This is a genomic window from Bacillus multifaciens (genome assembly GCF_030756675.1).
Taxonomy (GTDB): Bacteria; Bacillota; Bacilli; order Bacillales; family Bacillaceae_G; genus Bacillus_A; species Bacillus_A multifaciens.
Genome location: NZ_JAVBXD010000017.1, coordinates 1 through 14,433, shown reverse-complemented (window position 1 = coordinate 14,433; position 14,433 = coordinate 1). Strand labels below are relative to the sequence as shown.

The window sequence follows — 14,433 nt, the reverse complement described above, 5'->3', positions numbered from 1 at the left end:
TTAGAAAGAAAGAAGTGCATACCCATCATAGACATGCACTTCTTTGTTGTTAGATTACATATATAAACCGCCATTAATATTTAATTGCTGACCTGTAATGTACGCACCATCTCGGCAAAGGTATATAACACCTTTTGCAATCTCATCAGCTTGACCGAAACGTTTCTTCGGAATTTTCGCTACAATTTGCTCACGAACGTTTTCTGGAACTTCTGCTACCATCTCTGTATCAATAAAGCCTGGGCAAATCGCATTTACTGTTACATTTGTTCTTGCAAGTTCTAATGCTAACGATTTTGTAAATCCAATCATCCCAGCTTTTGCAGCTGAATAATTCGTTTGTCCAAATCCGCCAGCTTGGCCAATAATAGAAGAGATACTAATAATTCGTCCCTCTTCAGCTTCCGTTATGTATGGAAGTGCCGCACTTGATGTGTTAAATACGCTACTTAAATTCACATCGATAACGCGATCCCAATCTTCACGATTCAACTTTTTAAATGTACGATCTCTCGTAATTCCAGCATTATTAACTAAAATGTCCACTTTTCCAAAGTGCTGTACTGTTTCTTCTACAAGACGCTTTGCATCTTCTAACTTAGAAACATCTGCTTGACAAGCATACACATCATGTCCTTCTTTTGCGAGCTCATTCACAAGGTTCTCCGCAGCATCTTTACTGCTATTGTAGTTAATTACTACCTTTGCACCTTCTGCCGCTAGCGCCACTGTAATTGCTTTTCCAATTCCCTTTGCTCCACCCGTTACAATTGCTACTTTTCCATGTAATTGAGCCATTTTTGCTCCCCCTTTGTTATAATTTGCGGCTACATGATGGATGGATTTCGCCTAGATGTACACCGCATAATGCATGTATACATTTATAAATAAGATACCGTCCTAGAAAGACCCTTCCACTTTCTGAACGAGTATATATTTAACGAAATTATTTTTTTGGATCTTGTTTCGCTTGTACAGCTGGTACTTGTAGTTTTTCTAATATTGCATTCTGCCCTTCTAATAGCTCTAAAACTTTATCTAATTTATTTTCTAGTGTACGAATATCTTGTTTCACTTTTGTTACATCACGTTTTATTGTAGGTGATTGCCCGAGAGATTCTGTATTTTCCTCTAAAAACTCTTCAATATTGTCAACTTTGTTTTCTAAATTAATAACAAGAGAGGCAACTCGTGCAATATCTTCTTGCGTTGGAATATTCACCTTTTCTAAATACCCTTTCGTTGCATCGTTCATCATCTTTTGATAAAACAAGTTCAAATCTAAAACGCTTCCCATCCATGCAGAATACTCTTCTGTCTTGACTGTTTCATTAAGCGTTTTTCCCCAAAACTTTTCTGTCTGTTCGTAAACTTCCTTCCAAGCTTGTAGTGGATCGAGTTTTTGTTCAATCAATTCTCCTACACTCCTTCATTTCGTTATCAAAACCAATAAAGCAATTGAAATAATTCAATCTATTCATTATTTTCTAATATTCTGTCTAAAAGTTCAAGGGTGTATTTATTTTTTCTATTTTCAAAAAAATGAATTGACAAAAAATACAGATAGGTGTAAATTGCACATATAAGAAATAATTCCCAACTAACTGATTCATGAGGTGATGCACAATCATGCTACAAAATGAACCAGAAAAAAAAGAAAGTTTGGAAACATCCCAAACGAAACAACCAAACTCCATGCCAAAAAACTTCTTAGTTCCATTCCTACTTCTCTGTCTTAAAGACTGGAGTCTTCACGGTTACAAACTCATTCAAATGCTAATGGATATTGGCTTTTCTTCTATTGATCAAGGTAATGTATATAGGACTTTGCGAAAGTTAGAAAAAGAAAACCTCATATCTTCCACTTGGGATACAAGTGAAGGAGGTCCAGCAAAACGAATTTATTCTTTAACGGAATATGGAGAGGAATATTTATCTTCTTGCGCTACGTCATTTGAACAATACCAAAAGATGCTGCGTACATTTTTTAACCTATACACCAATGCATTCTTCCCATTTTCCACGGTTTCAGTAAAGGATGAGAAATCTTCATCATCTTCTGGTGACACAGCAGAATAAACTGCGTTCACAATATGTAAAAATTTTATTTGGAGGTCAAGTCATGGAAACGAAACCACACGAACTTGTTGATGCATTCTGGAAAAATTGGTCACACTCTCTTTCCCTATTCTCTTCAGCGGGAAAACAAATGGAACAACTTACATTAGAAACGTTGAAACATCAGCAGGAAGCTTTGCATAAATTAACAGAAAGTACGAAGGATATCGAAAAAGAAATCCAGCAATTTTCAGCACAAGCAAACGCACAATACAATGAGTATGTAAAGCAATTCGCCGGAACTTCTTTCAATGAACAAATTGATGGATGGCAAGAAAAATGGAATGAACTTTCCAATCATATGCAACAGCTCACTGTGTCTCCAACAAAAACATCTCTATCTTTACTTTCACAAACAAGCGAACAATTCGAAGAAGCGGTGAAACAACTAATTAACCAACAACAGCAACAACGTGAAGAGGTTCAAAAACAAATGGAAAGTTTTTTAGAAGAATTCAAATCCATGCAACTAGACCTCGTAAAAAAGTTCGAGGAAAACTCAAAAAATCTATTTACTTCCATGAAGTAAGAAAGATGTGGCAGCTGACTGCAAAAAATACTCTTTCCTTTCTTTCTCCCTTTGCATCTGGATGGCTCACATTTTTCAACATGGAAAAGAAGGAGGAAGAAATGAATCCTTTTCGAGAAGCAGAATCTGTTCATGAGCTTCATTATGATGACATTCACATAGGGGATCAAGTTTCTTTAACAAAAACGATTTCAAATGAAGATATCGTTACGTTTGCAAAACTTACGGGTGATGTAAATCCAATTCATCTCCTTGATTCTTTTGCAAAAACAACAATGTTCAAAGAACGCATTGCTCATGGAATGCTCGTCTCTAGTTTTATTTCAACAATACTTGGCACAAAGCTTCCTGGAAAAAATACCATTTATTTATCACAAAATATTGCATTTCGTGCCCCGGTAAAAATCGGAGATACACTGCGTGTTGTCGCTGAAGTCATTGAGAAACGCGATGATAAAAGAATTATTACCTTACAAACAAACATATATAATCAATACAATAAAGTTGTTGTCGAAGGTACGGCAACTGTTATGAAAAAAGAGTAGCGCTGCTACTCTTTTTTCATTTCATCCAAGAACTGCTAGTCTGTCCGATTACTTCCGCGTATGAGTAAAAATCAAACACATACAATAATATCATCAGCTTCTATAGGCTGAAAATGAAAAAAGGGGTATTATACTATGGCGAAAACAAATAAATTACTTGTTCCTGGTGCTGAACAGGCATTAGAGCAGTTTAAGTATGAAATTGCACAAGAGTTTGGCGTGAATTTAGGATCTAGCACAGCTGCTCGTTCAAATGGATCTGTCGGCGGCGAAGTGACAAAACGTCTCGTTTCCCTTGCACAACAGCAATTACGTGGATAAATAAAATAAACAATGGATTTGAGGCAGATATTCTCTGCCTCTTTACTATTTACAACTCCACTACTCATGAGCGCTTCCCTCTCCTCATAGAAAGTACAAAAAATGAAATATTCACACAAAAATCTTTTAACAGGTTGACAGACTATAGTATTACTTATATACTGTACGTAATAGCATATTTCCAAAGGGGAGTAGCGTCAGAGAAAATATTCTCTGAAACAAAGTCGTCATTACGTGGAACCATGTTCCTCCGGCTTTGTTGGCATAGTTTATTACATATGTCTAGCAAGACCTTTGCCTATTAATGGCAGAGGTCTTTTTTGCATTCATTCCTAAATTCCTTCGCCGTTAATAGAGCTTATTTTTTGGAAAGCTAAACAATGGGGATTTTTTTCTTATTGTTTAGCGCCTATACAAACGAGAGGAGAATGTAAATGGAACTATCTTTATTATTGCAGTATGGTTGGGTATTACTTATTTTAGTCGCTTTGGAAGGAATTTTAGCAGCAGATAATGCACTTGTCCTTGCAATCATGGTAAAACACTTACCGGAAGAAAAACGAAAAAAAGCTTTATTTTACGGACTTGCAGGAGCATTTGTATTCCGATTTGGATCATTATTTATGATTTCATTTCTTGTCGATGTATGGCAAGTACAAGCAATTGGTGCTGTTTATTTAATGTTTATCGCTGTGAATCACCTTATAAAAACGTATGTAAAAAAGAATACAATTCATCAAGAAACAGAGAAAAAAGAAAAAGAGAAAAAACAAGAAAACTTTTGGTGGACTGTATTCAAAGTAGAAGTTGCTGATATTGCGTTTGCTGTTGACTCTATTTTAGCAGCGGTTGCATTAGCAATGACATTACCGAAGACAAACCTTGGTACAATTGGCGAACTTGATATCGGACAGTTTGCTGTTATTTTCGCAGGCGGTATGATTGGATTAATTATTATGCGCTTTGCCGCATCCGCTTTCGTAAACTTACTGCAACGTAAACCTGGATTAGAAACTGCTGCATTCATGATTGTAGGTTGGGTTGGTGTAAAATTAGCAATCTATACGTTAGCTCACCCTGCATTAGGTGTCATTCCACATGAATTCCCAGAATCAACTACTTGGAAATTGATCTTCTGGGGTGTATTGCTTGCAATTGGTGCAGGTGGTTGGTTCTTATCAAAAGAAACAAATCCAAACGTACAACAAGATTCGAAACAATATAACGAAAAAGCGCTGTAATCTCAGCGCTTTTTCTTTTTTCTTCAAAAACAGGTAAGATTTCTCAATTGTTGAAAATGTATTATATTATACAATAATTTGTTAACGCTTTCATTAGAATTGGTGTCCTTTTTGTGAATTGTTACACAAACTTATTGAAAGAAAGAGTAAATACGTGTACTTTATTTATATAAAGTATATTTATAAACGATTTATTGAAGGAGCGTAATGTTTTATGCTAGAACAAGGAGTAGATTACCTAGTACAGCTCGCAAAGAAAAAGAAAAAGATGTTAGATAACAATCCAATGCAATATTTCCTTCGGGCGGCGCTAGCTGGTGTCTATATGGGTTTTGTTATTGTACTATGTTCTAAATTAGGAAATTTCTTTCATGATGCACATTCACCCGCAACATATTTTGCATTCTCTATCTTTTTTGGAATTGCACTTATTTTAATTATATTTGGTGGAGCTGAATTATTTACAGGAAATACAATGTATTTCACCGTTGCAACTTTACGTAAAGAAACAACTGTTATCGATACACTTCGCAACTGGGGTGCTTGTTATGTAGGAAACTTAGTAGGAGCAGTATTTTTCGCATTCCTATTTTATGCAACTGGTATTTTTGAAACAATAAGTCACAATCACTTATTAAATGAAGTTGCCACAACAAAGATGGGCGCATCAACAATGCACATATTTTTCAAAGCTATTTTATGTAACTGGCTCGTTTGTCTTGCATGTTTCCTTCCATCTCAAGTAAAAGGAGATACAGCTAAAATACTTATGATATTTTTAACTGTATTTACTTTCTTCATGTCAGGATATGAACATAGCATCGCAAATCTATCTATATTTTCAATTGCTTTACTTGTTCCACATCCTGATACAGTTTCTTTTGCAGGTGCGATTCATAACTTAATTCCAGCTACAATCGGTAACATAGTTGGCGGATCTGTATTTGTTGGTATGGTTTATCATTATTTGACTAAAACAAAAGATGAAACAAAATCTACAAAATCAGAAATCGAATCTGAACAAACTGAAGAAATCATTCCATTACCAGCACAGGTAAAATAACGCACATGTCGAAAGCATGCATTCCAAATTAATTGGAATGCATGCTTTTTTAATAACTTCCCACACGTCTAATCATAATAGATGAAGAAATTTCTCCAGATTCTTTTCCTTTTTGGATCCGATCTAACATATAATGTTGTCCTATCGGATCATTCGTATGAAAATGAATTTCTTCCACATGTAATCGTTCCCGGCAAAATGCATCTACGAAATACAACCCATTTCTCTGACGAAATCCCATATTATAATCGAGCGATAAGGTATGTACCTTATTATTTCGAATAGGCTCCAGTGCCTGTTCGGCTGTCGTCGCTAGTGTAAAGCCAGCAGGGCACGGTCTTTGGTCATCCATATATACATTCATATTATCCCTCCTCTACATACTGTATGTACATATTGTACCAAGTGCAATAAAAGGTGCAAAGGGAAGCGGTTCGTTATATGTCATGCGTTTAAGAATAATGAAAATGATAAGAAAACAAAGACCAAATAAGGATGAGAACAATAGTGACAACAGTATCGCTTTTGTTCCAATGACAAACCCAAGTAAAGTAAATAATTTCACATCCCCTCCTCCGATTCCTTTTGGATAAATAGCTTGAATGATATATAAGAGCATAAACATAACCAGTGCCGCTAACAAGCCATCCCACCATAGCGATGGCTGTATAAAAAAACGTTCGATTAAAAATAGTCCTGTAAAAAAGCATAAAATTCGATTTGGAATTACCATATAAAGAAGGTCTGTAATGGAAACAATGAAAAGAAGTGATAACAGCGTCCACGCGATAATCAGCTCCTCATTGAAACCAACAGAAACTGCCGCAAGAAGAAACAATACCCCTGAAATGCCTTCAAATAAAGGATGCAAATATGAAATTTTTCTATTACAGTACGTGCACCTTCCTTTTTGGATACAAAACGATAAAATGGGGATTAACTCTTTTAGTCGTAATACGTGGGAACAATGAGAACAATGTGAGCGTGGTTTTATAATGGAATATCCGAGCGGAACACGATAAGCAACAACGTGATAGAAAGAACCTAATATCAAACCAGTGAAAAAAGCATATACATAAAATAGCATTCATAAAACCCCTTTTCTTTTTAGATGGACAAGAGCGTCCGGCCATGAGTAGAAGCGGTCAGGGCCTGTTTCTGCCACGTGTGATGTTCAAACATAGAGAGGAAGATAGTGGAAGGTTACTTTTTGCTTGGCATGGCGGCGACTTGTGATCGGTAAGTCACGTTGGTTTTACATAGTATAACAAGAAAAAGTAACACATTGTATTTTCAAAAATATATCTTTCTTCATAAAAAAACAGGCCCTTATTAGGCCTGTTTTTCTATTTTATACAACAAAATAAAATGCTTTTAATGGTCCATGTACACCAACAACTAGATTCATTTCAATGTCAGCAGAGTTACTTGGCCCTGTAATAAAATTAATACAAGAAGCTGGTGCTTCTCCATTTTCAACGCGTGTATTCAAATCACGTACCGCTTGTGTAATACGAGGCACAATTGTTTCACGTGGAATAATCGCTACATAAATAGTCGGTAAAAAGTGTAGTGAACGTCCTCTTCCTTTATGACTTTGCACAACAATTGTACCTGATTCCGCTAATGTATAATCACTAAACGAAATTCCAATATTTGCTTTTTCCGCTAACTTCATGTTTTCTTCTTTCTTCGCTGGATCCCAAGTATTTACTTCTACGTTTTCACCAGGAAGCTCCGTTTCAAACAATCGCCCAAGTCCATACTCTTCAAAACGCTCATCTTGAGATAACATAATTGGTCCGCCGCCGTTTTCAGTGATAACGTTCTTAATCGCAGCACTTAATTCATCTCGATTCGTTTCAATAACAGTCGTATGAATGTTGTTACATTGCTTTTTAAATACTTCTAATAACTCTTCTTGTGAGTAATCATTTAACGTTTCTACATTTATATTGTTTTTCCATTCAGGGCGCTGCACCCCTTCTGTTTTGCGTTCACGTCCAAGCTGCTTTGCGATATTTTCTAAAAATGAATCGCGGTTTTGAATCGTTCCTGCCATTAGTTATTCCCGCCTTTCTTATGATCTTTATACCAATCACGGAATCTTTCTTTGCTTGGCGCTGGGAATTCACGAATTTCCGTCCAATTTTTAAGCGGTCCAACACCTTTAGAAACGCGGTTTCCGGATGTGAATGGGCTCATTGCGGCTGGCGCCATTTTCGATCCCATTTTGTATAAAGCCGCAGAAGAAGCGCCCATACTAAACATCTTCATTGCAAGTTTTTCTGCAAGCGGTGCACGTCCTTCTTTTTCCACAATTACTTGGCGGTGTTTTAACAATAAGTCATGCAATGGAATTTTTACTGGACAAGCTTCTGTACATGCTCCGCATAAACTCGATGCATACGGAAGTTCTTTATAGTCATCATAGCCACCTAAAAGCGGTGTTAATACCGCTCCAATTGGTCCGGGATAAATGGATCCATAAGAGTGACCGCCAACATGACGATACACTGGACATACATTGATACATGCCGCACAGCGAATACATTGCAATACTTGACGGAACTCAGAACCTAAAATTTCAGAGCGACCATTATCCACAACAACTAAATGGAATTCTTCTGGTCCATCTATTTCGTCCTCTTGAATTGGTCCCGCTACGGTTACATAACTTGTTAATTTTTGACCAACAGCACTGCGACAAAGTAACCCGACAAGAACATCAAGCTCTTCCATCGTTGGAACCATACGTTCCATACCCATTACCGCAATTTGTGTTTTCGGAATAGACATAACAAGGTCTGCGTTCCCTTCATTTGTTACTAAACAAAGAGAACCTGTGTTAGCAACCGCAAAGTTACATCCTGTTACTCCAATTTCTGCATCCATAAATTTTTCACGAAGAATTTTACGAACAAATTTCGTCATCTCATATGGATCATCCGATTTTTCATATCCTAATTTTTCTTTAAAGACATCACGAATTTGCGTTCTATTTTTATGTAGTGCAGGCGCAACAATATGAGATGGCGGATCATTGTCTACTTGTAAAATATACTCACCTAAATCACTCTCAACAACTTCACAACCGATTTCTTGAAGGACATGGTTCATACCAATCTCTTCTGTTACCATTGATTTTGATTTCACAACTTTTTTCGCTTGTTTCTTTTCAGCTACTTGTTTAATATATTCAGCTGCCTCTTCCTTCGTTTTCGCAAAGAAAACATGGCCGCCTCGTTTTGAGACATTTTCACTTAGTTGCATTAAATAATAATCTAAATTTTCTAATGTATGCTGACGAATTTGTTCACCAAGCTCACGCCACTCTTCCCAGTTACCTAACTCTTCAGCTGCTTCTAAACGTTTTGTGTGCAAACGCGTTTGTGCAGATGATACTGCTCCGCGCATAAACGAATCTTGAAGATTTTCCCCGACACGATCATTAAATTTTTTATCACTTGTTTTCATAGACATAGCTTACTTCCCCCTTCATCAGCGGCTATTCAATACTTCAGCAATATGCATTACTTTCACATTTTTTCCTAAACGCTCGATACGCCCGCCAATGTTTAACAAACACCCACAGTCCGCTCCGATTAAATAATCAGCACCTGTTTCCATAACACTATCAACTTTTTCATCTACCATTTGTTCAGAAATTGGCGTCATTTTTACCGAGAACGTTCCTCCAAAACCGCAACAATTTTGTACATTTGGCAGTTCTCTCACTTCTAAGCCTTTCACATTTGATAATAAAATACCTGGAGCTTCTTTTACTCCTAGTATACGCGTCATGTGACAAGATTTATGAACTGTTGCTACGCCATCCAAACGAGCACCAACGTCAGTAACTTTTAACACGTCAACAATAAATTGTGTCAATTCATATGTTTTTTCAGCTACTTTTTTCGCACGTGGTCCCCATTCTAGATCATCTTTAAATACATGTGGATACTCGTGAAACATTGTCGCACAAGAACCAGAAGGTGTAACGATATACTCAGCATTTTCAAATGTGCTAATCATATGCTTCATTGCTTCTTTAGCCGCTTCTACATGGCCGCTATTGTAAGCAGGCTGCCCACAACAAACTTGCGCTTCCGGAAATTCAATTTCACAACCTAATCGCTCTAAAATTTCAACCGTCGCTTTGCCGACATTTGTTTCAAACATATCGACTAAGCATGTAACAAACAATGTAACTTTCATATTATAGTTCCCCCTCATTTCAACTCAGCCAACATTCATATGGTCATCAGATGACTTGTTAAAAAAGAAAGAAGTGAGACATGAACTGCTCATATTCTTCCTTTAGAAAACGCTTTCTTATACTTTCTCCATTTCAGCAAATACATAAAGTTTTAAAAGCATAAAATTACGAATTTGTTTCTTCAGCGCCTGTGACCATACATTCTACTTTCGTTAGGTGATCTTGCATCGCTTGCTGCGCTGCTGCAACATCATTCTCTAACACTGCTTCATAAATTTTTCGATGCTCTTCTAGAAGTCGTTCTGCTGTTGTTTGTTCACCATATAAAATAATTTGTCTTGTTTCACCGATTGCTTCAGCAATCATTTCAGAAACATGGTTCATCAACTCTAACAAAATATTGTTATGTGAAGCTTCCGCAATTGCCATATGGAAATGAAAATCTGCTTTTTCACCAGCTCGTTCATCTCCGACTCCTTTTTGCATCTCATCTAACCAACGCTGCATATTGTATAAATTTTCTTCTGTGCGTTTTACTGCTGCTGCACCAACCGCTCCTACTTCAAGCACTTTTCGCACTTCCAATAAATTCACAATATCTTCTTGCTTCATTAGCAACGTTGTATTTAGTGACGATGTTAAAGCAGAGGCATTGAAATTCTTCACATACGTACCTTCACCTTGTTTCATCTCAATTAAGCCCATTGCTCGCAATGCGCTTAACGCTTCGCGCACAGCAGATCTGCCAACTTGAAACTGCTCTGCTAATTGATGAACAGGAAGAAGTTTGTCACCAGGCTTTAATGTACCATTTTTAATCATTCCTAAAATGGCTTCCGATACTTCTTCGTAAATTTTTTTTGGTTTAATAGATTTGTATTCCAGTTGTATCACCCCAGTATCATCCAAACAACAATGACAACAATTTATCCCGCGCTAACAGGTAGTAAAGCTCTCACCTCAAGATTCTGAGAAGTGAAAAAAGATAGGCAAGAGATACCTACAGCGAGTTTCACTTTATACAGAAAATAGCATCCCTATCTATTTTAGAACTAAACGCGCAGAAGTACAAACATTTTGTTCATAAAATAGACAAAAAAAGTTATTGCACTACTTTAGTAAAGAAAAAACCTATCTCTTCATTATGAAGAAATAACCGGTAGGTCAATGGAAATCGTCGTTCCTTTTCCTTCTTCACTTTCAATGTGCCACGTTCCATCGTGAATGTGCACAATTTGTTTTACAATCGCAAGTCCCAGTCCCGTTCCACCGTTGTGACGACTTCTCGCTTTATCCACTCGGTAAAAACGCTCTCCTAATTTTTCGAGATGTTCAGCGCCAATGCCAATCCCGCTATCTTTCATTTGCAATTTACATTGCCCTGCTTGTTGCTCTAATTGGACATGTATCATCCCATTCTCACCTGTGTAGCGAATCGCATTATCTATGATATTATGAAGCACTTGTTGCATCCTATCTTCATCAATGTTGACAATGACATCTGGATCAAGAGTTGTCTGCAATGTAATTTGTTTTTCTGTCAATTGTAATTCATATGTCTCTAGTACATCTTCAATTAACTGCGCAAATACAGTAGGCTGCTTTTTAAGAGGGAAACGTTCTCCTTCAAGCTGCGCTAAATCTAATAAATCATGAACAAGACGTTGCATGCGCCCTGCTTCTTTATGAACAAGCCCGGTAAATTTCAACTGTTGCTCGCCCTTTGCTACGCCGTCAATAATGGCTTCGCTATATCCTTTAATATAACTAAGGGGAGTTCGCAGCTCATGTGACACATTTGCTAAAAATTCTTTTCGCTGCACATCCTCTTCTTCTAGTGAACTTGCCATCTTATTAAATGCTTTACCAAGCCGACCAATTTCATCTTCTGATGAAATTGTAATTCGCTGCGAAAAATCTCCTTTTGCCATATGATTCGCAACTCGCTCCATTTGTGAAAGCGGTTTTGTAATGGCAATGACAATCTTTCGGCCAATCCATACAGTTAAAACAATCATAACAAGAGCAAGAGGTGCTAAAATGAGTCCCATTTCATAAATTAAATCTTTAATGCTCTTTAAAGGAATATAAGAATATACAATACCGACCAATTTTTTATTGTCTAGTACAGGAATAACAATACCCATAATGTTACGCTGAAAATGCTCTTCATATCCCAGCTTTGTAATCGTCTTTCCTTCTAACAATGATTGCCGGTCATCCTCGCTAATAATTGAGTTGTAATGAACATCAAACGGAAGACATGCACTTAAATCGCGCGGATTATTCACAAACAATACATCAGCACTCGCAATTTTATCGAATGATTTTACTCTTTCCTCAAATACATCTATAGGTTCATCTGCTTTATGTTGCGCTACAAGACGGTTTCCCTCTGCTTTTAATGTGTCTTCAATATTTTGGACATATAATTTTTCATACGAATATAATGAAACAAAATATAAAAACGAAACTGTTATACAAACCGCGCATGCAATCGTAAGCCATAACTTTTGTACCATCGTAAACATTTTACACCTCAAATTTATAGCCTACACCCCAAACAGTTTGAATACAATTTCCATGTTCCCCAAGCTTTAAGCGCATTGTTTTCACATGCGTATCAACTGTTCGAGTGCTGCCGGCGTAATCATATCCCCAAACTTTTTCAAGCAACTGCTCCCGGCTAAATACTTGGCCGTTATGTTGACAAAGGAAATAAAGTAAATCAAATTCTTTCACAGTTAATGAAATACCCTCCCCATCTATTTCAACGCGGCGACTTTTCTCATTAATAACAACTGGTCCAAATTCTATTTCCTCTTGTTCCTCATATTTCGTATATCTCCTTAACACTGCTTCCATACGTGCAATTAATTCTCCTGGACTAAATGGTTTAACAATATAATCATCTGCCCCTGTACGCAATCCGTTTACGCGATTCCATTCCTCTCCTTTTGCTGTCAAAAAGATAATCGGAATATCAGATGTTTTTCGAATTTCTTTGCAAACAGTCATCCCATCCATTTCTGGCATCATGATATCCAAAATAACAAAATCAAAGTTGTCTATTTCAAGCATGTGCAGCGCCTGTTTTCCATTTTCAGCTTCTTTCCACTCATAACCGAAGTTGTCCAAATACATACCGACAAGCTGCCTCATATCACTTTCATCATCAACAAGCAGTACTTTATACTTACTCATTTCTTCTCCCCTACTCTTTGCGTAAATTGAAATGGACCTTTTCCAACTGAAATTGTCTGTTTTATTTTCATTTCATTTAAATCTAAAACATACACTTCATCGCTATCATAGCTTGCAACATACCCTTCACTATCAATTTGCCAAAATGCAAATGGATTCGAGCCTACTTCTAGCGAGCCTACTTCTTTATATGTTTTCCCATCAAATTTTCTCAGCGTGTTCGACCCGTGACTAAGTACATATATAAATCGTTGATCTGTAGACAGACTGACCGGCATAAATGGTGCATGTAACGATTGTAACATCTGCCCATCTTGTACAGAATACTCGAGTACTTTTTCATTTACTTGTTTTCCGTCACCATGCCCGCCAATAAATATGTCCTTTCCATCTTCGCTAAGAAAAGCACCTGTTGAAGCTGGTGGAATCATAAAAGAGTTCACAACCTTCTTTTGTTTCACATCAATACTAGACAATTTCGTATCATAAAAATTAAGAACATATAACATATCATGATGCTGCACCATCGTCAGCGGACCCTTTCCAACCGAAATGCTCTCTGTTTCTTTTCCATCGGTCGTAAACACGCGAATTTTTTGCTGATTTTGATCCGCCATAAATAACTCTTTTCCGTTTTCAGATAATAATATATTGGCTATTCCTTTTCCTGTATTCCATTTTTCAAGTTGCTTTCCATCTTTCAAAGAATATACATAGATATACTCAAGCTGTTTTCCATATACAAGTAAGCGATTCTTATCTGGTAACAACGTTGTTCCCGTAATTGTTTCATTTAAATGCCACGTTGTCATTGTTTTTTTCGTATCCGTATCAATAAAACTAATACTTCCTTCTTTTATATTTGTCGTTATAAGAAGAGGTTTTTTTGGATCAATAGATCGATATGCCCCTCCCTTACACCCTGTAAATAATAGTACGATACAAAGTGAAATAAGCCACCTTTTCAAAAGACTACCTCCAGTATGGACAGTTTCGTTATACTTGTAAAATAACAAATAATTGTGAGGAAAGTGTGAAATCTTTTTCTTACTATATAATATATGAATGGAAATTAAAAAACCGCTTTTTTAGGCGGGCGAGAGCATCTGGCCGTGCATAGAAGTAAAATGTACCCTATAGAGTAGACACTAAAAAAGTCTCTCTCTGTATGGTACATTTTTGTATAATTAAGA

General features: G+C 36.8%; 17 protein-coding genes. 6 read left to right on the top strand and 11 right to left on the bottom strand.

Annotation, left to right across the window (positions count from 1 at the left end):
- Window positions 1-54 precede the first annotated feature (54 nt).
- Complete coding sequence (phbB, locus tag Q9306_RS12505; RefSeq protein WP_306198856.1) at window positions 55-798, bottom strand: acetoacetyl-CoA reductase; 744 nt, start codon at window positions 796-798, stop codon at window positions 55-57.
- 148 nt (window positions 799-946) lie between these two features.
- Entirely contained in the window at window positions 947-1,414 is a 468-nt protein-coding gene (gene phaR / locus Q9306_RS12500) for a polyhydroxyalkanoic acid synthase subunit PhaR (RefSeq protein ID WP_306198854.1), read from the bottom strand.
- A 215-nt stretch (window positions 1,415-1,629) separates the two neighbouring features.
- Here phaR and phaQ point away from each other — a divergent pair, with 215 nt between their 5' ends.
- The 6 genes from phaQ (at window position 1,630) to Q9306_RS12470 (ending at window position 5,817) form a co-directional block, all read left to right on the top strand.
- Window positions 1,630-2,079: a poly-beta-hydroxybutyrate-responsive repressor gene (gene phaQ, locus Q9306_RS12495; RefSeq protein WP_306198852.1), complete on the top strand. Its 450-nt coding sequence runs from the start codon at window positions 1,630-1,632 to the stop codon at window positions 2,077-2,079.
- Window positions 2,080-2,122: 43 nt separating this feature from the next.
- Entirely contained in the window at window positions 2,123-2,647 is a 525-nt protein-coding gene (phaP, locus tag Q9306_RS12490; protein ID WP_306198850.1) for a polyhydroxyalkanoic acid inclusion protein PhaP, read from the top strand.
- 101 nt (window positions 2,648-2,748) lie between these two features.
- Window positions 2,749-3,192, top strand: a complete 444-nt coding sequence (locus tag Q9306_RS12485; RefSeq protein ID WP_306198848.1) for a MaoC family dehydratase — start codon at window positions 2,749-2,751, stop codon at window positions 3,190-3,192.
- 135 nt (window positions 3,193-3,327) lie between these two features.
- On the top strand, window positions 3,328-3,513 hold the full coding sequence (locus Q9306_RS12480) for an alpha/beta-type small acid-soluble spore protein (RefSeq protein ID WP_306198846.1): 186 nt from the start codon (window positions 3,328-3,330) through the stop codon (window positions 3,511-3,513).
- Window positions 3,514-3,947: 434 nt separating this feature from the next.
- Entirely contained in the window at window positions 3,948-4,754 is an 807-nt protein-coding gene (locus tag Q9306_RS12475) for a TerC family protein (protein ID WP_306198844.1), read from the top strand.
- Window positions 4,755-4,968: 214 nt separating this feature from the next.
- A complete protein-coding gene (locus tag Q9306_RS12470) occupies window positions 4,969-5,817 on the top strand; it encodes a formate/nitrite transporter family protein (RefSeq protein WP_306198842.1) in 849 nt (282 codons plus the stop codon).
- A 49-nt stretch (window positions 5,818-5,866) separates the two neighbouring features.
- On the opposite strand, the gene Q9306_RS12465 is transcribed toward Q9306_RS12470, so the two are convergent.
- The 9 genes from Q9306_RS12465 to Q9306_RS12425 form a co-directional block, all read right to left on the bottom strand.
- Complete coding sequence (locus tag Q9306_RS12465) at window positions 5,867-6,181, bottom strand: cyclic-phosphate processing receiver domain-containing protein (protein ID WP_306198840.1); 315 nt, start codon at window positions 6,179-6,181, stop codon at window positions 5,867-5,869.
- A 12-nt stretch (window positions 6,182-6,193) separates the two neighbouring features.
- The gene (locus tag Q9306_RS12460; RefSeq protein WP_306198838.1) at window positions 6,194-6,904 is read right to left on the bottom strand and encodes a prepilin peptidase; all 711 of its coding nucleotides are present in this window, start codon (window positions 6,902-6,904) and stop codon (window positions 6,194-6,196) included.
- A gap of 264 nt (window positions 6,905-7,168) precedes the next feature.
- Window positions 7,169-7,879 (bottom strand): LutC/YkgG family protein, encoded by a 711-nt coding sequence (locus tag Q9306_RS12455; RefSeq protein WP_306198836.1) that lies wholly within the window; start codon window positions 7,877-7,879, stop codon window positions 7,169-7,171.
- Complete coding sequence (locus tag Q9306_RS12450) at window positions 7,879-9,300, bottom strand: LutB/LldF family L-lactate oxidation iron-sulfur protein (RefSeq protein ID WP_306198834.1); 1,422 nt, start codon at window positions 9,298-9,300, stop codon at window positions 7,879-7,881. The genes Q9306_RS12455 and Q9306_RS12450 overlap by 1 nt, the downstream gene beginning before the upstream one ends.
- Window positions 9,301-9,318: 18 nt before the next feature.
- Window positions 9,319-10,035 (bottom strand): (Fe-S)-binding protein, encoded by a 717-nt coding sequence (locus tag Q9306_RS12445; protein WP_306198833.1) that lies wholly within the window; start codon window positions 10,033-10,035, stop codon window positions 9,319-9,321.
- 166 nt (window positions 10,036-10,201) lie between these two features.
- Complete coding sequence (locus Q9306_RS12440; RefSeq protein ID WP_306199010.1) at window positions 10,202-10,891, bottom strand: FadR/GntR family transcriptional regulator; 690 nt, start codon at window positions 10,889-10,891, stop codon at window positions 10,202-10,204.
- A 287-nt stretch (window positions 10,892-11,178) separates the two neighbouring features.
- Window positions 11,179-12,567, bottom strand: a complete 1,389-nt coding sequence (locus Q9306_RS12435) for a sensor histidine kinase (RefSeq protein WP_306198831.1) — start codon at window positions 12,565-12,567, stop codon at window positions 11,179-11,181.
- A 1-nt stretch (window position 12,568) separates the two neighbouring features.
- Window positions 12,569-13,240, bottom strand: a complete 672-nt coding sequence (locus Q9306_RS12430) for a response regulator transcription factor (protein WP_306198829.1) — start codon at window positions 13,238-13,240, stop codon at window positions 12,569-12,571.
- Entirely contained in the window at window positions 13,237-14,208 is a 972-nt protein-coding gene (locus Q9306_RS12425; RefSeq protein ID WP_306198828.1) for a YncE family protein, read from the bottom strand. The genes Q9306_RS12430 and Q9306_RS12425 overlap by 4 nt, the downstream gene beginning before the upstream one ends.
- Between the last annotated feature and the right edge of the window lie 225 nt (window positions 14,209-14,433).